17 protein-coding genes and 2 tRNA genes are annotated in these 17,569 nt (G+C 63.3%); 2 read left to right on the top strand and 17 right to left on the bottom strand.

The window, feature by feature from the left end; genetic code table 11:
• Nucleotides 1–194: 194 nt before the first annotated feature.
• The 11 genes from D8M36_RS04045 to serS form a co-directional block, all read right to left on the bottom strand.
• A complete protein-coding gene (locus D8M36_RS04045) occupies nucleotides 195–911 on the bottom strand; it encodes a hypothetical protein (protein ID WP_126846942.1) in 717 nt (238 codons plus the stop codon).
• Between the two features lie 120 nt (nucleotides 912–1,031).
• Nucleotides 1,032–1,121 (bottom strand) — tRNA-Ser (locus tag D8M36_RS04040).
• A gap of 89 nt (nucleotides 1,122–1,210) precedes the next feature.
• Complete coding sequence (locus D8M36_RS04035; protein ID WP_126846940.1) at nucleotides 1,211–1,951, bottom strand: hypothetical protein; 741 nt, start codon at nucleotides 1,949–1,951, stop codon at nucleotides 1,211–1,213.
• A gap of 100 nt (nucleotides 1,952–2,051) precedes the next feature.
• A complete protein-coding gene (locus tag D8M36_RS04030; RefSeq protein ID WP_126846938.1) occupies nucleotides 2,052–2,783 on the bottom strand; it encodes a hypothetical protein in 732 nt (243 codons plus the stop codon).
• A gap of 113 nt (nucleotides 2,784–2,896) precedes the next feature.
• Nucleotides 2,897–3,664: a hypothetical protein gene (locus tag D8M36_RS04025; RefSeq protein ID WP_126846936.1), complete on the bottom strand. Its 768-nt coding sequence runs from the start codon at nucleotides 3,662–3,664 to the stop codon at nucleotides 2,897–2,899.
• Between the two features lie 28 nt (nucleotides 3,665–3,692).
• Nucleotides 3,693–4,433 carry a hypothetical protein gene (locus D8M36_RS04020; protein WP_126846934.1) on the bottom strand — a complete coding sequence of 247 codons (741 nt, stop codon included), beginning with the start codon at nucleotides 4,431–4,433 and terminating at the stop codon, nucleotides 3,693–3,695.
• A gap of 266 nt (nucleotides 4,434–4,699) precedes the next feature.
• Nucleotides 4,700–5,344, bottom strand: a complete 645-nt coding sequence (locus tag D8M36_RS04015) for a hypothetical protein (protein ID WP_126846932.1) — start codon at nucleotides 5,342–5,344, stop codon at nucleotides 4,700–4,702.
• 135 nt (nucleotides 5,345–5,479) lie between these two features.
• Nucleotides 5,480–5,959, bottom strand: coding sequence for a peroxiredoxin (locus D8M36_RS04010; RefSeq protein WP_126846930.1), 480 nt, complete (start codon nucleotides 5,957–5,959; stop codon nucleotides 5,480–5,482).
• A gap of 137 nt (nucleotides 5,960–6,096) precedes the next feature.
• Nucleotides 6,097–6,184 (bottom strand) — tRNA-Ser (locus D8M36_RS04005).
• A gap of 109 nt (nucleotides 6,185–6,293) precedes the next feature.
• Nucleotides 6,294–7,187 (bottom strand): HAD family hydrolase, encoded by an 894-nt coding sequence (locus tag D8M36_RS04000; RefSeq protein WP_065248490.1) that lies wholly within the window; start codon nucleotides 7,185–7,187, stop codon nucleotides 6,294–6,296.
• Nucleotides 7,184–8,443 (bottom strand): serine--tRNA ligase, encoded by a 1,260-nt coding sequence (gene serS / locus D8M36_RS03995; protein WP_126846929.1) that lies wholly within the window; start codon nucleotides 8,441–8,443, stop codon nucleotides 7,184–7,186. Before serS ends, D8M36_RS04000 begins: the two co-directional genes overlap by 4 nt.
• A gap of 44 nt (nucleotides 8,444–8,487) precedes the next feature.
• On the opposite strand from serS, the gene D8M36_RS03990 reads away from it, so the two are divergent.
• Complete coding sequence (locus D8M36_RS03990; protein ID WP_161970200.1) at nucleotides 8,488–9,429, top strand: diacylglycerol/lipid kinase family protein; 942 nt, start codon at nucleotides 8,488–8,490, stop codon at nucleotides 9,427–9,429.
• Nucleotides 9,430–9,435: 6 nt separating this feature from the next.
• Here the strand turns inward: D8M36_RS03990 and pheA are convergent, their stop codons facing one another.
• Entirely contained in the window at nucleotides 9,436–10,404 is a 969-nt protein-coding gene (gene pheA, locus D8M36_RS03985) for a prephenate dehydratase (RefSeq protein ID WP_126846925.1), read from the bottom strand.
• An 18-nt stretch (nucleotides 10,405–10,422) separates the two neighbouring features.
• Here pheA and D8M36_RS03980 point away from each other — a divergent pair, with 18 nt between their 5' ends.
• On the top strand, nucleotides 10,423–12,465 hold the full coding sequence (locus D8M36_RS03980; RefSeq protein WP_126846923.1) for a hypothetical protein: 2,043 nt from the start codon (nucleotides 10,423–10,425) through the stop codon (nucleotides 12,463–12,465).
• Here the strand turns inward: D8M36_RS03980 and D8M36_RS03975 are convergent.
• From D8M36_RS03975 to D8M36_RS03955, 5 genes are read right to left on the bottom strand one after another with little or no spacing between them, the layout of a single operon-like run.
• Nucleotides 12,404–13,372, bottom strand: a complete 969-nt coding sequence (locus D8M36_RS03975; RefSeq protein ID WP_126846921.1) for a glycosyltransferase — start codon at nucleotides 13,370–13,372, stop codon at nucleotides 12,404–12,406. The two genes, D8M36_RS03980 and D8M36_RS03975, sit on opposite strands and share 62 nt — an antisense overlap.
• Nucleotides 13,369–14,193: a DUF5926 family protein gene (locus D8M36_RS03970; protein WP_065248496.1), complete on the bottom strand. Its 825-nt coding sequence runs from the start codon at nucleotides 14,191–14,193 to the stop codon at nucleotides 13,369–13,371. The genes D8M36_RS03975 and D8M36_RS03970 overlap by 4 nt, the downstream gene beginning before the upstream one ends.
• A gap of 9 nt (nucleotides 14,194–14,202) precedes the next feature.
• The gene (locus D8M36_RS03965; RefSeq protein ID WP_065248497.1) at nucleotides 14,203–14,454 is read right to left on the bottom strand and encodes a hypothetical protein; all 252 of its coding nucleotides are present in this window, start codon (nucleotides 14,452–14,454) and stop codon (nucleotides 14,203–14,205) included.
• On the bottom strand, nucleotides 14,451–15,770 hold the full coding sequence (locus D8M36_RS03960) for a uracil-xanthine permease family protein (RefSeq protein ID WP_126846920.1): 1,320 nt from the start codon (nucleotides 15,768–15,770) through the stop codon (nucleotides 14,451–14,453). Before D8M36_RS03960 ends, D8M36_RS03965 begins: the two co-directional genes overlap by 4 nt.
• A gap of 27 nt (nucleotides 15,771–15,797) precedes the next feature.
• Nucleotides 15,798–17,543 carry a DUF7937 domain-containing protein gene (locus tag D8M36_RS03955; RefSeq protein WP_126846918.1) on the bottom strand — a complete coding sequence of 582 codons (1,746 nt, stop codon included), beginning with the start codon at nucleotides 17,541–17,543 and terminating at the stop codon, nucleotides 15,798–15,800.
• Nucleotides 17,544–17,569 lie beyond the last annotated feature (26 nt).

The raw sequence follows: 17,569 nt of genomic DNA, 5'->3' as shown, positions 1-17,569 counted from the left end.
GTTGTGAAGGCTATCGTCGTGCTGTTCGCGCACCTGAAACCTCTCGTTTGGAAGCGGGTGGCACCCGTGGCGAACCGAAAACACCGGCGCGGCGCCCGCGGTCCCCCATCAGCGCCGAATGAGCCGGGGCCAGTCTACTCCCATACGTCTCTCGCCTGCTGAGGAATCACTTTTCCATGACACTCGCTCGCGATCTACCTCTGCACGGCAAGTTTCACGCGGCCGTCGGAAAGTTTGACGGCGAGCCACCCGATGTTACCGTTCATGAATTTCACGAGTCCGAAACCGGGCTGTTCATTCTCGACCGAGAGATTCGCAGGATCTTTCAAAGCTGCGTCGTATTCCCCATCGCCACTCTCAAAAATCCCCTTGGAAGCTTCGAGCGTTTGCAGGCACATATCGAGTGCGCCAATTTCCGAGGGTGTTCCGTACTTTTTGGAGTCGAAATCGATGAAGACGAAGGCGTCGCACGCCTTTTCATAGTCGCCGTTGAGCATATCGGCCATGGCTTGGGCGGCGAGTTCACTAGCGTGACGTTGATCGTCTTCGCTGAGGGGTGTGGCATCGACGTTGGTCGCCGTACTGACTGCTGCGGGGTCCTGAGGCTCGGCGGGGGCGGAGGTGGCGTCGGAACCTTCCCCTTCATTCCCGGGAGCAGGTACCTGTGAAGCCAAATCCTCCGGTGCGGACTCGGTCGGGCTCGACTGCGCTGCACCAGCCTCAGCCGAATTCGACTCCGCTGCGGTTACCGGGGCATGTGGGGTGTTCGACGCTCGAGAGTCAGCATCGCTTACGGCTCCGCATCCGGTGCCGCCAAGCGTGAGAACTCCGGCGGTGGCAAGAACTGAAAGGGGGCGTATCGTGCGTACGAGCGGCATCATGGTGGTCTCCGGGTACTCAGCGCTGGGCAAGTGCGACCGCAGCTTTCGGCCAACGCCTCCACCCTAACGGCGTTTTCTGAGTCGACTGACACGACCGAATTGAAAAACATCTCCCCCACCGCCGAAGGCGAGTGGGGGAGATGCCTAGTGCGGAGACGAGAGGATTTGAACCTCCGAGGCGGCTCTACACCGCCTACTCCCTTAGCAGGGGAGCGCATTCGGCCACTCTGCCACGTCTCCTTGCGCGCATGGCGCTGAGTCAGCCTACCGAACTTCCTCGAGCGGCTCAAATCATTCGCGGCGCGTCCCACATTGCGCGGGCGTCATCCTCAAGGTTTGATGTAAATACCCTTGCCTTCAAGCTTGACGACGTTGAAGCCCATGCCGAGTTCTTCGCTCTTGACGGCGGCTGTACCGTCGCCACGTTCCTCGACCGTGAAAGCGGCGCCGTTGAGCGCCTCACGCATTGCTTGTGCCTTGTTCGGCTCCACGGGGGCAATATTCTGACTCGCAGCTCTCACGCACGCGTTTTTCTCGACCTGGTTTTCGAGCACGAAATAGCCGCCGTTGGACTCGGCAGCTGCGAGTTCACACGCGACGGTCCAGTTCGAATCCAGGCGCGCTTGCGCATACGTGATGGTGATCTTCACTGCCTGCTGTTTCTCCTCTTCAGTGAAGGGAGTGAGGCTGGGCTTGAGTATTTGTGTCCCACTCGCGTTCGGATCCTGTGGTCCCGGGGCAGGCGCCGGTGCGGGCGCGGGATTCGGAGGGGCTGTGGTCGGCTCCGGGGCAGGCGGAGCGGTGGTGGGAGTCCCCGGCTGGGGTGCCGGGCCACCGCTCGTGCCGGGGTTCGCGGGCGCGGGTGCCGAAGTTGTTGGACCGGGCGCCGGCGCGGTTGTGGGTGCGGGGCTCGCGGAGTCCGACGGTTGCGCGCTTGACGCGGTTGCGGAATTCGACGGGTTGCCCCCATCTTTGGAGGAAGTGAGGGCCCCGCACCCGGCGAGACTGGCTGCCGTGAGAGTCGCCGCGAAAAGAACGGCAAGGGGGCGTCGTGTGCGGATGAGATTCATGAATATGCCTCCGTGGCGGTGTGGGGGGGTTTGAGGACTTCGGATCTTCAACATCACCGCCAATTGGCCGGTCACGTGAATTGCGCAAAGTCGACGCGAGTTACAGCAGGCCCCTGGCAGCCAAGCGCAGGCTGCCGTCGTCGAGCCTCACAAGCGTCATACCTGTGGGACTTCCATCCAAAAGGAACTCGGCCGTCCCGTCGCCCCCGTCGCGGAGAGTCATACGCTCTGGGCTGGTTTCCTCAAGCGCCTCCTCCGCACCTTCCCTGTCACCCTGAGGCCCCTCGACGGTTTCCTTGAAAGGCAGTATGCAGGCCTTCTGTAGTTCTGGAGCATCAAGACGCACCATTTCGCCTCCTTCCTCCGCAACGAGCAACTCGCAAGCCTCTTCATACTTGCCGTCGAGGACTCGATGCACGAGCTCGGTGGGAAGGTCGCGACCGCGTTTTAGCTCATCCTCGGTGAGGGGGGTGGGATCAACCGTGACCTTCGCGCTCGCGGGAAGGTTCTCGAGAGGTCCAACTTCATCCCCCGTTGGCTGTTCATCGTCCGGATGTCCCTCACCGCCCCCAGGCGACTCGTCCTCGTCAGGCTCGGTTGTTGAGTCGCTCCGCTCGAGTGTGGTGGGACCTGCGCCACCCCCGTCGGAGGCGGCATCATTATGCGTGGGCGTCGTCTCTGCGGTGGTTTCGGCCGGAGACGTTGTTGCTTCCGAGGTTGGATCACTCGCTCCCGGCTCCTTGGCATCGCCACAGCCTGCAAGACCAAAAACTAGCGCGCCAGCGGCGGCAATCGTGCACAGTGAACGGATCTTGCGAGGAAGAGCAGACATCGTCAACCTTTCATGAGGGGATGTATATCGCCTTGTTGGCTGTCTACGCTCGGCGAGAAGCTTGGTGAGTGGTACGGCGCCACCGGGGCGACGGTAAAAATAGAAGTCGTGCGTTAGGAGATTTCGGTCATCACACGCAGGTTGCCGTCGTCGAGCCGCACGAGTTTCGTGCCGCTGATCTGGCCGTCCCTCATGTATGTAGCGGTACCGTCACCGTTGTCCTGGAGCGTGAACTTCTTCGGGTCGGTCGCCTCCTTCAACTGCTCAGGAGACATGCTTCTCATAGACGAGACCGCCTCACTGCGTTGAAGATCCGCGGCGCACAGATCTTTCACCTCAGGGGCGTCGAAGCGCACAATCTCACCGTTTTCCGCCACCATAACCATGAGTTCACAGGCCCCTGTACTGTCACCCGAAACGACCTTTGACAGGAATTCTTGTGGCAATTGTTGTCCGCGCTTGAGCTCTTCCTGCGTGAGTGGTGTGGGATCCAATTTCGCCTTAGCACTCTCGGGGATGTCCTCGAACGAGTCGATACCTCCGGTACCCCCGGGGCTCGGTTGGGATTGGTTCCCTCCGGGTGCCGCCGGCGTTTGGTTCCCGCCCGTAGCCGCAGGCGGCTGCTGAGCACCGGGAGTAGCGGCTCCGAGGTCATTCCCACCCGGGCTCTCACCTCCGTTGGACACCGAGGGGCTGGCTGGTGTCGCTGAAAGGCTTTCGGCAGGCGTGCTTGGCGTTGCGGCCGACGAGGACGAGGACGAAGTCGCTTCCTTATCCTTTCCGCTCTCGTTCAGCGCGCCGCACGATGCGGCACTCGTGACGAGCGCACCTGCTGCAAGGGTCACCGTGAGAGCTCGGGCAAGGTATTTTGTCGCTGTCATCTCGATTCTCCTAGGACCTAGTTCGGGTTTACGGCTGGCCAGTGAGATCCATTTGGGAGGGTTCGAGTCGAACGCCGCCGTCCTTGATCTTGAGGACATTGAAGCCGAGGGGTTGGCCGCTCATGGTGAGGGCGTAGGTGCCGTCGCCGTTATCCTTCAGTTCAAATTTGGCGGGATCGAACTCCGATTTCACTTGTTCCTCGGGAATGCCCGCGCCTCCTTCCCCACCAGCGCCGCCAGCACCGGGGAACTGGCCCGTGTAGAGCTGGGCGCATTGCTCGCGCGTTTCAGGCGAGCTGTCCATGCGGTAACGTTTTCCGTCAGGGCTTTTGAAAACCACGGTGTCACAAAACACCGTGAAGTCTCCGCTCACCGTGATCTTTACGAGAAGGTCGGACATCAATTGCTTGCCCTGCTCCTTCTCCTGTTCGGTGAGAGGCGTGGGGTCAAGCTCCGCGACCTCGCTACCGGCGGGGAAGGCGCCGCTACCCAAGCCACCGGGGCCCGGCGCAGGGGCGTCACTGCCGCCGTCACTCGGCGATGCAGGGTTCGGGTCTGTGCCCCCCTGGGTTGTCGGGCTTTCGGTCGGGTCAGGGAGTTCACTTGCCGAGGGCGTGGGCGTCGGCGAAGCCGCGCCTGTGGACGGCGATTCGGAAGCGGAAGCTTTCTTCGTTTCGTTGATGGCGCCACAGCCGGCTGCTCCAAAAACAAGGAGTCCTGCGGCAGCGACAGCAAAGAGCGATCGGGTCCTACGGAATGTCGTGGTCATGGGAACCTCTCAGATGAATGAGGCGTGGGGCGCGCCGGGTGGTGTCGTAAAACTAACGTAATGGGCGTTCCTGGCACATTCCTCGAACAACGCACCATATTGTCAGCCTGCGCAACTTTTCCTCGAAGACGACGACCACCCGCACCTCTCGAACTGCCGCCGTTAAAAGGCGAAGGTGGCTCGGTAGAACGAACTACCGAGCCACCCAGGCTTTACTCTTCTCTCACCTCAGCTCGGACCAGCGATTCGAGCCTTGGAGGCGATCATCACCAGTTCCGCAAATCGAGGAGCGGGCCCTCACCCTTCACCTTGACGAGCGAGAGGCCAAGATCCTGGCCCTGGAACGTCGCCTTGGCGGTACCGTCGCCATTCGGCTCGATCTCAATGTTTTCGGGCGTCAACATCTGCTTCATTTGCTCAGCCTGTTCCTCAGAGATGCCCTGCGAGGAGAGAATTTTCTCGTTCTGAGCAGCACACTGCTTGCGGATCTCTTCGGTGTCCGCACGCTCGTAACCGTCGCCGTTCCTCACCACCATATTGGGGCACGCATCCTCAAACCTCTTATCGAGCGAGCTGGTGAAGAAGTCGGCCACAACCTGTGCGCCCTTCTGCTTGTCTTCGTCCGTGAAGGGGGTCTCGTCAAGCTCTACGGGCGTGCCGTGCACGCTCGAGCCCAAGTCGTCGCCCGTGACCTCGCCGCTACCGGAATCCGAGCTCTCATCCGAGGCCGAGGCTGAGCTCTCGCTCGACGTCGAGTCGTCCTTGGTTTCTGAAGCGGTCGTGCTCTCCTTCGAGGCAGAATCATCCTTCTTTGCTTCGTTGGAGGCACCACAGCCGGCAAGGCCGAAAGCGAGTACGCCCGCGGCGGCGATGGTGGACATTGAACGGGTCTTGCGCATGAAAGCGGACATCGTTTACCTTTCGTATCGGTAAGGGCTGGGAACCCTCAAGTCTCGTCCTTCGTCGTGTCCTTTCGGTCCAAGAAGGAACGCGGACGAACCTAACACCCCTCCCTGACGGCCACTCTCAGGTTTTCGAGATCGCCGTCACTCTTGCGTATCGAGGCTCAAGGCCTTGCGCACGAATTCCACATGCTTGGGCGTGCCCACGCGGTACTTCACGGCGGTGAGAACGCCGTGCGCATCGATCACGAAGCTCGAGCGGATCACGCCCATCTTTTTCACGCCGTACATATTCTTTTCGCCCCACGCGCCGTACGCCTCCATGACGGCATGATCCTCGTCTGCCGCCATCGCAAAAGGAAGATTTTCTTTTTCCACGAACTCCTCAACCTTTTCAATCGGGTCGGGAGAAATGCCGAGAATACGCGCACCATTCGCGGTCAGTTCTTCGGCATGATCGCGAAGGTCGCGTGCCTGACGGGTGCACAGAGAAGTTCCCGCTGCTGGGTAGAACCATAAAAGGGCGCGCTCGCCAGCAAGGTCAGCGAGCGTGATTCGACCACCACCAGCGAGCGGGAGGTCGAAGTCTGGGGCCTTATCGCCCGGCGCAAGTTTGACGTTCATGGGGTTCTCCTTCATGTCAGAACTGAGTCTCTTGATCGTACGTACGGCCACGGTGAGAAAAGCAAAACCCCGCACCGAACGCGCATTAAGCACGCCGGAAACGGGGTGGAACGCACGATGAGGCGTGCGCCTTCTTGCGGAGAGTAAGGGATTTGAACCCTTGGTGCAGGGTTACTGCACAGCGGTTTTCAAGACCGCCACATTCGGCCGCTCTGTCAACTCTCCCTGCGCCCCGGAAGCGAGGCGCCCGTACATCCTACCCTCTCTCGATCAGGGGGAGGAACACAGGCCGGGCATCCCCCGCATCAACGCCCTTTCGACGTTTTCCCCACCCTCAAGGGAGGAAGCGGGAGTCGGGACCGCCGGTAAGGAGGCATTGCAGCACGAGTTCCGCGCCGTGCTCATCAATATCGAGCGTTTCCGCATCGGCATACGACTTCACACGATCGCTCGCCTGCCCCATGGCCACGCCCACGGCTGCCCAATCGAGCATTTCGACATCGTTCGAACCATCACCAACGGTCACGGTGTGCTCGGGATCCACTCCAAGGCGCTTCCGCAGAGACTCGAGCGCACTCGCCTTCGTCGTCCCGGGGGCCGACATGTCGAGCCAGCTCGACCAGCCCACTGCATACTCGCAACCACTCACACCCGCGCGCTCAACGATGCGCGCAAATTCATCGAGGGGAATATCGGGCGCAGTCACCACGACACGCACAACATCCTTCGCCTCGAAAAGCTCCTCAATGCTCGCCGGGGCCGCCTGAATACCGAAGTCAAGATCATCGAAGCTCTCGGTCCCGATGAAACCACCGCTCACCCGTTCAATCGCGAAGCGGGCCGTGGGCACGGCTTGGTACATGGCGCGTAGCGCAGGCTCGGGGTCAAACGTCACCGTCTCAACGATCTCGTAGGCGGCGTCGGAGGCCCCCGTGATCCGCGTAGTGACCGCCCCGTTCGCGCTCACCGACCAACCGTCTGATACGCCCGCCAAGCGCACGATCGGGAGAGTCGTGTTGAGCGAACGCCCGGTCGCAATCACCACGTGGTGGCCGGCCTCGCGAACCGCATGAAGCGCGCTTCGCACGCGCGGATCCATGACACCCGCGTGGTCCACGAGCGTGCCATCCACGTCGAGGCCAACGAGGGCCCGATGCCCTGAAAGCGGTTCGAGCAGGGAACGCAAGTGTTCCTCGTCGAATCCTCTGGTGCTGCGCGCCGGGCTCATTGAACCTCGAAGACTTCGCGGCCGCCGAGGTAGGGGCGCAGCCCTTCGGGAACGACGACGCTGCCATCGGCCTGCTGGTGGTTCTCGAGAAGGGCGACGATGAAGCGGGTCGTGCCGAGCGTGCCGTTGAGGGTCGCCACCGGGCGAAGCGCACCATCGACGCGCTCACGAATATTGAGGCGGCGCGCCTGGAACTGCGTGCAGTTCGAGGTTGAGGTGAGCTCGCGGTACGTGTTCTGGCTCGGTACCCATGCTTCGCAGTCAAACTTGCGGGCGGCGGATGTGCCGAGGTCGCCCGCGGCGGTGTCGATCACGCGGTAGGGCACGTCGATGAGGTCCATCATCTCGCGCTCCATGTCGAGGAGCCTCTCGTGCTCCTCGTAGGAGTCCTCGAGCTTGCAGTACGAGAACATCTCGACCTTGTGGAACTGGTGCACGCGGATGATGCCGCGCGTGTCCTTGCCATAGCTTCCCGCTTCGCGGCGGTAGCACGCACTCCACCCGGCGTAGCGCAGGGGCCCATTGTCGAGGTCGAGAACTTCGTCGCGGTGATAGCCCGCGAGCGCGACCTCGCTCGTGCCGACGAGGTAGAGGTCGTCGTCCTTGTCGAGGTGGTAGACCTCATCGGCGTGTTCACCGAGGAAGCCGGTGCCATCCATCGTTTCAGGTAGGACGAGGGTGGGCGTGATGACGGGCGTGAAGCCCGCGCGCGTCGCCTTGTCGAGGGCGGCGTTGAGGATCGCGAGCTCGAGTTGCGCCCCCACGCCGGTCAGGAAGTAAAAGCGCGATCCGGAAACCTTCGCGCCACGCTGCATGTCGATCGCCTTGAGCTTCTCGGCGATGTCGAGGTGATCGCGCACCTCGAAGTCGAAGCTCGGGATCTCGCCGTGGGTCTCGCGGACCTCGAAGTCCTCTTCGAGTCCTTCGGGGGCGCCTTCCGCGATGTTGGGGATCACACGCAGCGCCTTCTCGCGCGCCTCCTCAGCTTCGCCTGCGCGCTGTTCGAGGTCCTTAACCTTCTGGCTCAGCTCCTTCGCCTCGGCAACGAGCTTCTGCTTTTCCTCACCTTTGGCCTGGGCGACTTTCTTACCGAAGGATTTCTGTTCAGCACGCAGCGACTCAAACGACTGCGTGGCCTCACGCCAGGCTTGGTCGGCTTCGAGCACGGCGTCAACAGTTTTGGGGTCGCGGCGGCGCGCTTTCTGGGCCTCTCGCACGCGTTCGGGGTTCTCACGGAGCAATCGCAGATCGATCATGTTTTCCAGGGTACAGTGCCACGCCGCCCCCGTATGCTGGAGCGGTGGAAAAACTACACGTTGGGGTCGTCGTCAACCCGTCAAAGCTCAAGGATGTCGCCGAATTTCGCGGCCGGGTCGTGAGCCACGTCTTCAGTGTGGACCCGGATGCGCAGGTGTCGTTCTACGAAACAACCGTGGAGGATGCGGGCTTTGGTCAGGCTCAGCAGGCGGTGTCTGACGGCTGCTCGGTTGTCCTCGCGGCCGGTGGCGATGGCACGGTGCGCCTCGTCGCCGCGGGGCTCGCCCATACTGGCGTGGCGCTCGGCATCATCCCGATGGGCACCGGTAACCTTTTTGCGCGCAACCTCGACATTCCGATCGATAATCTGCGCGGCGCGGTCAGGGTTGCCCTCACGGGTGAGGCCCTCACGGCGGACCTCGGCTACCTCCAGCACGGTGAGAGCCTCGAGGGTGCGAACAAAGCGAAGGAAGAACCGTTCCTCGTGATCGCGGGTTTCGGCTTCGATGCGGTCATCATGGAAAATACCGATTCACGCCTCAAAAAGACCGTGGGCTGGCTCGCTTACGTAGTAGCGGGAGCAAAGAAGATCGTGGGCCGCGGGCAAAGCGTCGAACTCGAGCTCGATGGCCGCGCCGCGAAGTCTCTCGAGGCCCGAACCGTCATGATCGGCAACGTGGGGCGCCTTCCCGGCGGGATCACGCTCATGCCGGGCGCGGATCGCTCGAATGGTTCCCTTGAGATTCTTGCGCTTGATTGGAAGGGCGCGGCGGGCTTTTCCCAGATCCTCGGCCAGCTCGTGCTTCCCGGCGCACCGAAAACCCTCGCAAAAATCTCGAATCACCGTACGTTCCAGGCCCGCGAGGCTGTCGTGAGCACCTCGAAAGCTCTCCCCGTTCAAGTCGATGGCGACTATCTCGGCGATGCCACGCATCTCGTGACGCGTGTGGATGCAGGCGCTCTCGTGATCCGTTCGGCCCGCTGATCCGCGTTACTCTCGCGCGATGAGCGCCTCGAGGCCCGCGACGAAACCGCGTGCCTCTTCGTAAGCGGTATCAGCATTGTGGTCCACAACGTAGGGCACGGAACCGTCGGCCCTACCGTACGAGCCGAGGAACACGAGGCGCGAACAGATGCGATGGAGGCCTCGCAGCGCGGAGGCCACGCGACGATCCTCGAGGTGCCCCTCGAGGTCGAGGGAGAAGGAGTAGCGGCCGAGCGCGTCACCGATGGGGCGCGATTCGATGCGCGAGAGGTTCACGCCGTTCGAGCTGAGAACCTCGAGCATCTCGAGTAGCGATCCGGACCGATCGTGGGCGAGGTGGGCAACGATCGTCGTTTTATCGGCGCCCGTGCGCGCCGGGATGAGACCGTCGCGTTCCACGAGCACAAAGCGGGTTTCGGCGCCCTTCGTGTCCTCGATGCCCTCGGCGACGACGTGCAGTCCAAAATGTTCGGCGGCGAGCGGCGAGCAGATCGCGGCGGCGGTACGGGCACGCGGATCTGCGTCGTCAAGCTCCGCGATCTCGCGGGCCGCAGCTGCTGTGGAGAGCGCGGGCTGCGGCGATGCGCCGGGAATGTTGTCGCGCACGAACCCCTGGCACTGCGCTTGGGCGTGCGGGTGGGAGTACACGGCTTCAAGATTCTCGAAGCTCGACGGCACACGGGTCGCGAGCACAAACGTGATGGGAACGATCTGCTCGGCGACGATCGTGATTCCGCCGGTCGCGGCGAGCACGTCGAGGGTGCCTGAAACCCCGCCCTCAACGGAGTTCTCGATGGGGGCCATCATCGCGTCGACCTCGCCCGCGACGAGGTCGCCGATCGCTTCGGCAACACTGCGGTAGGGCACGAGGGTCTGCTCTCCGTCATCGGGTCGCACGGGCAGTGGACCCATGAGCGCCTGCAAAAGCGCCTGATGGGTGAAGGTCGTCTCGGGGCCGAGGAATCCATATCGCATGTCCCTAAGAGTACGGGTATGCGCATGATCGCTACGCTTGAGTCCATGCACGAGATCTCTCATGCGCGTACACGCGTTGCTGGCGCGGGCCTCATCGCCGCCTGCCTCGCGCTTCTCGCCGCGCTCATCCTTGCCCCGTCCCTCCACTGGGGCGGTCTGCGCAAAGATGCGACACCACCGGTCGACCGGGTGCACACGCTCTACGTCACGAGCGGTCTCACGTGGGCAGACATCACGAAAGAGGACACTCCTGCCCTGTGGTGCTTCGCCGAAAATTCTGGCGCTGCGGGCCTCGCGCTTTCGAGCGAATCGGTCATGCCCACCAAGCGGCAGGGCCTCGAAACCCTTGCGACGGGCGCTCGCACCCCGGCACTCGGGGATACAAATGCAGCGGGAAGGGGCGGCAGTCCGGGTGGGAAGGAATGGTCCGACGCCACCTCCGCGCTCGCCGAAGCCGGCATTTCACTCGTCGATCTCGGCGATGTGGCAACGGGCAAGGACGTCAACAGGTTCGCGCACGAACGCAGTGTTCGCGACATCGATGCGGCATTCGCGAAGCACGCGGGCGAGTGTGGCGAGCGCGGGGTGGCACTCGCGAGCATCGGCTCCCTCAATCCCTCCCCCGAGCAGGCCTACGAGGTGGAGCACACGCGTGGCTACGATGCTCTCCCCACCCCTCTCAACCTGCAGGTCTACATCGACTCACGCTGGGGGCCGGCATTCCTCACGAGCCCTTCGACGCGTCAGGTTGGCGTGGTCATGAACCTTGATCTCGCGGCGAGCCTCACGGACACGGGGCAAGTCGGCATGGGCCGAGCTGCCGTCGGAACCGCCACTCGCAAAGGCACACAGCTCGCGCACGCGCGTGAAGTCACCTTCGCCTCCCGCACCACCGAGGATGCCCTCGCCCCACTGCTCGGCGCGATCGTCGCGATCCTTCTTATTTCGGGTGCCCTCGCGCGGCGTGTCCCGGCGGCGCGGAATGTCGCGAACGTCAGTATCCTCGCGATCCCCGTGGGCTACACCTCGAGCATTCTCCCGCTCAGTACCCTCGTTAACCTCGGCATTCATCCTCTTTTCGCGATCGCAGCGTGGACGATCTTCGGCACAGCTGCGCTCGGCGCGGGCCTCACTTTCGGCGTACGCCTACTCGCCTCGGCGCTCCCCGAACACAGTCGCCGGCTCCTCACGGCCGGCCTCGCCGCGCTCATGACCGTGGCCGCGATTGTGCTTGATGCCGCGCTCGGCTCTCACGCGAGCTTCACGTCGCTGCTTGGCAATCAGCCCATCTATGCTGGCCGCTTCTACGGCCTGAGCAACCACATCACGGGCATTACCCTCGCGGCATGGGCCCTTGGAGTGGGCATGCTCATGCACGCACTTCCGGCCTTCACCACCGGCAGGCGGCCGGGCCTTGCGCGCGTGCTGTTCGTGGGCGGCACAGGTGCACTCGTGGGGTTCTGTTCGATCGCCCCGGGGATGGGGGCCGACGCCGGAAGCGCCCTCATCTACGCTCCCGTGACACTCGTCGCCTGCCTCGCCCTCAGCGGCATTCGACTTCGCCCGTGGCACGTTCTCGCGGCGCTCGCGGCGGGCACAGGGGTGTTTGCCCTCGCGGGCGCTCTCGACTACATGCGCCCCGCCTCCTCGCGCACGCATCTGGGCGAATTCGTGGCGACGCTTGTGGAGAAAGGCTCCCCCGCGGGCGCCGCTTCACAGTTCTGGGCAGTGTTCGCGGATCGCACGTCACGCATGCTCGAACCGCTCACGCTCTACTCGCCGCTTCTCATGGTCCCGCCCGTGCTCATTGCGCTCGCACTCACCTACAGCGCGGTACGCAGGGGTCTTCTCGCGCGTGAACTCCCCTACCTCTATCGACTTCGCCTCGCTGCCATGGCTGGCGCGTGGATCGGAGCGCTCACGAATGACACGGGCCTCGTGCTCGTGGGTCTCGCCTACGTTGTGGGCTTCGCACTGAGCCTCACGGCTCGCGCGGCACTTAGTGCTCGGACTCCTCGCGAGGCTCGTCCACCGGCTCCACCGACTCCTCAGAAACTCTGACCTGCGCGTTCTTCTCGATCGAGGGAACCGCAAAATGTTTCACAGGCGGCTTCTCCACGATCTCGGGCGCCTCGGGGCGCTCACCCGTGAGCGCGCGCACCGGCCCCTCCTCGCCAAGTGGATCATTCGGCGAAAGGGACCGCCGCTTCGAGAGCGCACGCATGACGTCTTTGAGCTGACTCGCACGGTGAAGCTGCGAGCGAAGGTCCTTGCCGGTCGCACGGTGCGTAAGTTCGGCAGGGATTTCTTTCACCCAGAACCCCTTGTGGAGGGCGTCGATCGTGAGGCCCGTTTCCACGCCCCAACCGTCGGCGAGGGGCTGTACCGCATCCCACGTTTCGCGCGTAATGCAGCGCGTGCCACTCAGCGGCTGCACGGTCTCAAAGCCCGTGGCCTTACGGATGCCATTGCGCGCCGTTTTCACAACGAGGCCCATGCCTGCGGCACCTTCTTGTGCGGGGAGGATCGCGATCGCCATGTCCACGTTGCCCTCGAGCACCGCATCCACGAGCGGCTGCGCACCGCTTGCGGATTCCTGCATGTCAGCATCGATAAACAGCAGCGCACGTGCCGACTTTTCGATTGGCGACGGCTCGCCGCCCTCGTTCCTTTGCTCGGCGTGCTCGGTTTCCTCACGCATGTGCACGACGCGCGCGCCAGTCGCCATAGCCGCGGCCTTGCCGCGATTGCTGCGGTGGCGCACCACGACCGCCCCGGCGCCCTTCGCCAAGGCCGCCGTGGCATCCGAGGAACCGTCGTCGACAACGACAACGAGGTCGACGCCGCGGATAGTCAGCGAGGCGGCAACGGTCTTTTCGATACGTTCGGCCTCATCCTTCGCGGGGATCACGACAGCGGCTCGCGTGGGCCGCGCTTCCCCGAACGTCGCGGCGTCGACGCTGCTCATCGCAGGGTCACCTCACGTGCGACAATTCCGCCGCGCGCGCGACGCTCGAGAGCCGTAAGCGGCTCCTCGCTCGAAAGCGCTGCTTCGAAACGCTTGAGGAACTCGGGAACCTCATTTTCCACGCCCTCGACGCCGAAGCCCTTCGGCAGGTCCCATACGGGAATCGTGAGGCCATCAGCACGGAACGAGCCCACGTAGCGCGTGCCCTCGCCGATACCCGACTGACGCTTCGCGTGCAGGCGCGCAACCGCGTCGATCACGCGGTCTTCGCTTTCGTCGAGAACCCAGCGCAGATGCTCCTTGGGGCCTGCATCGACCCAATACGCGTGCGGCAATCCGCCCACGGCCGCCGTCGGCATGATCGCCTCGTTGGCCTGCTCGAGGCCCTGCTCGATCTGCTCGGTGCGCTCCGCACCGGCGCCGAGCCAGTACTCGAAGGAGTCGTGCACGTCGACCGTGTAGTTCTCCTCAATGACGAGGATGTCCTGAAGCCGAGGTGAATCCTCCGCAACCTTCACGGTCGTCACTGCCGTACCGGGCTCCGAATCAAGCGCCTGCTTGAGCGCTGCACCGAGACCGCGCGACGTGTCGTTGCCGGGAACGCTCGCCTGCATCCCGAGCATGACGGTGCCGTTATCGCGCTTGATCGCAGCCCAGTTCATGGGGAGGATCGTGGCGATCACGGCATCGCCACCGCCAAACTCGGGGGCAATCTTCGCCTCGAGGGTCGCCGACGGGATGAGTTGGCGCATCGCCACGAGATCGTGTTCGGCGATGAGGCCTTCAAACGGACGGCGAACGAGAGTAGTGCTAGAAGTCATGGCCCAAGTCTAGCGAGGCGGCGGGGGAACCTCCCGAACGGCCACGATCAACACGCGAGGAATCCTCGCGTATCCACGTTTCGTGTGGATAGTGACCGTTTCCTCGTCGGTTTCGACAACATAGCCGAGGGCGTCCGCGACCTTTTCTCGACCTGCATGAGTACGCGGGTCGAGCGCGTAGCGGGCCGTCACGCGCGTCCCCGGCGTGAGGATCGGCGCCCAGCCCGTACGCACTCTCTTGGACGGTTGCCCTGCAGTCATCGCGTAGAGGTGGCTTCCGCTGTCGCTGATCGTGCGTCGGAATTCTCCTCAACCTCAGTGCCCGCGACCTTCCCAATTGCCGTCATGAGGTGGTAGATCACGAGCGCCGCAAGGGTGCCGAGCGCGATGCCGTTGAAGGTGATGCCGGCATCCTTGGGGCCGAACGTCCATGTCACGTTCGCGATGCCCACGATGAGGGCGACGCCCGCCGTCATCTGGTTGCGAGGCCGAGAGAAATCGACCCGTCCGTCGACCCACATGCGCACGCCCACGATGCCGATGAGACCGTAGAGCACGAAGGTCACGCCACCGAGCACCCCATCCGGGATCGAGAAGATGAGCCGGCCGATTTTCGGCGACATCGACAGGGCGATCGCGGCAATACCGGCAACCCAGTAGGCAGCGGTCGAGTAGACGCGAGTTGCGCTCATGACGCCGATGTTCTCGCCGTAGGTGGTGGTGGGCGAACCACCGAACGTCGCCGAGAGAGCCGTCGCGATGCCGTCAGAGAAGAGGGTGCGGCCCACCATGTGGTCGAGATCCTCGCCGGTCATCGACCCCACCGACGTCACGTGCCCCACGTTCTCAGCGATGAGCACGAGGATCACCGGCAGGAACATCGGGAGAACCGAGAGGTCGAAGTGCGGGTGGTGGAACTCGGGAAGACCGATCCACGGCGCCTTATAGAAGGCAGTGAGATCAACTTCGCCGCGCGCGAGGGCGAACAGGTAGCCCACAAGGACGCCGAGGAGAACGGAGACGCGCCCGAGGATGCCCTTGAAGAGCGCCGTGCACAGGACGATCGCGAAAAGCGTCACCGTCGCGGTAAGGGCCGATTGCTGGAAGTTTTTGTAGGCCGTGGGAGCGAGGTTGAAGCCGATCAGGGCAACGATGGCACCCATGACGACGGGCGGCATGAGTGCGGCGATCCACCGTGTGCCGACGAACTGCACGATCACGCCAACGACGGCCAGCGCGAGGCCCGTGAGGAAAACAGCGCCGAGCGCAGTACCCATGTCGTGCGCTTTCGTTGCCGCAACGATGGGCGCGATGAAGGCGAACGAACTGCCAAGGTAGCTCGGGACCTTATTGCCCGTGATCAGGAGGAAGAGGAGCGTGCCAAGGCCCGAGAAAAGAAGGGTCGTGGACGGCGGGAATCCCGTCAGGAGCGGAACGAGGAACGTCGCGCCAAACATCGCAATGACGTGCTGGGCGCCGATCCCAATCGTGACCGGCCATGCGAGTCGTTCGGAAGGAAGAACGACTTTCCCTGGCTCAACGGTGAGCCCATTTCCATGAATTTTCCACAGTGGCATGGCGGCCTTTCTTTTCGGGGAGAGGGGTTACGACTCCTTGGCGGGGTCGGGATCAGGGGCGGCGGGCGAAAGCGCCTCGGGGGCGAGGTTCTCGGGGAAGCGGTGCGTCCGACGCCGGGCTTCGGACACATCGGGAAGAAAAGCTGTAGCGTCAGCTACGCCGTTAATACGGGCGCGGAACTGAGCGAAGGTGCGCTCGAGATCTGGCGCGCCGTGCTCATCACGCATGGGCGCGGGAACCGTAATCATCAAGGCAGCGGTGATGCCCGCAACGAGGCCGAGTCCACCGTTTGTCAGGCCGGCAGCAGCCCCCGTGACGACCGAGAACACGACGACCCCGAGGAAACCGATAAGCGTGAGGGCCACACCGATGGACACCGCGTTTCCACGCGCCTTGACGGCACTCTTTCGCACGAGGGCCTTGCGACCAAAGTGTGAGAGGAGCGCGAGCAGAGCAACGAGGATGAGTTGAAGGATCACGAGGCCCGAGCCCCCGCGCGCGTCGTACCCCACGAGAACCGCGATGAAATACACGAGCACGGCTGCGAAGGCCACGATGTGCATCGTGCGGGAAAACTCGAACGTGCGGGCGGCATACATGAGCCAGTCCACGCGCTTGAAATTGAGTGTGCTCGAGCGCACATAAGGGCGTGAAATGAGAAGTCCGAAGGCGGCGAGCGCAAACGGGAGCCACACGTAAGAGGTGGAGAAGCTTCCCGGCGCCGCGTATTCGAGGCGCAGAGAGTTGTCGGCAGCCGCGCCCACAACCATCGCTGCCGCCGCACCCACGAGGAACACGTAGTGCGAGGGGCGCTCATTGAGCTTCGGATTCGCAATAAAGAGGCCAAGAGCGAGAGAACCAAGAGAGTAGGAGAAGGTGACGAGCGCGAACGCCGGGTCACCGTTGATCGCCTTGCCCACCATCATGACGAGCGAGAACACGAAGCTCGCGATGAGCAGCACGCGCAAGAGGAGGATCCATCGCGCGGCGCGTCTCTTCGCGGCATCGCTCGGAACGTGTCCTTCGAAACCGCGTCGCTCGGACCCCATCACCGCACCCATGAGCAGGAGTGCAACCGAAACGCCAACGCCTACGCGCGGCCCATTCGGCAGGGGCACGAGGAGATCGGGAATCGAGGCAATGAGGTCGTAGCCGAGAGCACCGATCGAGGCCACAAACGCGGGAAGCATGCCAATCCGGCGCACGATCCCGAGGTAGCCGAACTGCTCGGGCCCTTTGGGTTCCGCGTCCTTCATATAGGCGGGGACCCATCGCAGGAGATACACGGCGAGGATGGTCGCGATGCCAATTCCCGCCGCGACCGACGGAATCCACGCGGGAAGCGCCTCCGGTGCGTGCGTGTAGGTGGTCGTGAAACTCGAACCGAAGGCGAGAACAACGATGATGTCGCGCAGCGCGTCCCAGCCGCTCAAGTCGCTGAATTGCGGGGGAAGCTGCACGGAGCGCTGCCGAGGCGCCGCCGGAGGCGTGGCGCCCGAGCGCGCATAATCGCTCTCCTCAGGAGGCGAAGGCGCCGCGATTTCGGCTGTCTCCGTCACTGGCTCCTTCGGCGCCAGGCCCGGAGCAAAGTAATTCTCCGCCTCGCCCTCGAGGTTCGCTCGCTGCATTCTCAGGCGCGCGAAATCATCGCTATCGGGAAGCTTTTCTGTGGGGAGGGTGCCCGGTTCGGGAACAAAGATCCAGTCCTCGGCGGGATCTGCTCCCGCCTGGACGCGATCATCACGGTTCTCCGGTACCTGATCCTTCGCCATGAGCTCCCTCGTTTGTGTCGCGCGGC

The sequence above is a fragment of the Dermabacter sp. HSID17554 genome (assembly GCF_003989295.1).
Lineage (GTDB): Bacteria > Actinomycetota > Actinomycetes > Actinomycetales > Dermabacteraceae > Dermabacter > Dermabacter vaginalis.
The sequence above is the reverse complement of the archived record's forward strand: the minus strand, read 5'-3'. Positions and strand labels throughout refer to the sequence as shown.

Coding starts and splice junctions, on each gene's coding strand:
- D8M36_RS03965 (WP_065248497.1), bottom strand. CDS start 14,454: ATGACTGCAGGGCAACCGTCCAAGAGAGTGCGTACGGGCTGGGCGCCG.
- D8M36_RS04030 (WP_126846938.1), bottom strand. CDS start 2,783: ATGTCTGCTCTTCCTCGCAAGATCCGTTCACTGTGCACGATTGCCGCC.
- D8M36_RS04000 (WP_065248490.1), bottom strand. CDS start 7,187: ATGAGCCCGGCGCGCAGCACCAGAGGATTCGACGAGGAACACTTGCGT.
- D8M36_RS03980 (WP_126846923.1), top strand. CDS start 10,423: ATGCGCATGATCGCTACGCTTGAGTCCATGCACGAGATCTCTCATGCG.
- D8M36_RS03975 (WP_126846921.1), bottom strand. CDS start 13,372: ATGAGCAGCGTCGACGCCGCGACGTTCGGGGAAGCGCGGCCCACGCGA.
- D8M36_RS04025 (WP_126846936.1), bottom strand. CDS start 3,664: ATGACAGCGACAAAATACCTTGCCCGAGCTCTCACGGTGACCCTTGCA.
- D8M36_RS03955 (WP_126846918.1), bottom strand. CDS start 17,543: ATGGCGAAGGATCAGGTACCGGAGAACCGTGATGATCGCGTCCAGGCG.
- serS (WP_126846929.1), bottom strand. CDS start 8,443: ATGATCGATCTGCGATTGCTCCGTGAGAACCCCGAACGCGTGCGAGAG.
- D8M36_RS04020 (WP_126846934.1), bottom strand. CDS start 4,433: ATGACCACGACATTCCGTAGGACCCGATCGCTCTTTGCTGTCGCTGCC.
- D8M36_RS04015 (WP_126846932.1), bottom strand. CDS start 5,344: ATGTCCGCTTTCATGCGCAAGACCCGTTCAATGTCCACCATCGCCGCC.
- D8M36_RS04035 (WP_126846940.1), bottom strand. CDS start 1,951: ATGAATCTCATCCGCACACGACGCCCCCTTGCCGTTCTTTTCGCGGCG.
- D8M36_RS03960 (WP_126846920.1), bottom strand. CDS start 15,770: ATGCCACTGTGGAAAATTCATGGAAATGGGCTCACCGTTGAGCCAGGG.
- pheA (WP_126846925.1), bottom strand. CDS start 10,404: ATGCGATATGGATTCCTCGGCCCCGAGACGACCTTCACCCATCAGGCG.
- D8M36_RS03970 (WP_065248496.1), bottom strand. CDS start 14,193: ATGACTTCTAGCACTACTCTCGTTCGCCGTCCGTTTGAAGGCCTCATC.
- D8M36_RS04010 (WP_126846930.1), bottom strand. CDS start 5,959: ATGAACGTCAAACTTGCGCCGGGCGATAAGGCCCCAGACTTCGACCTC.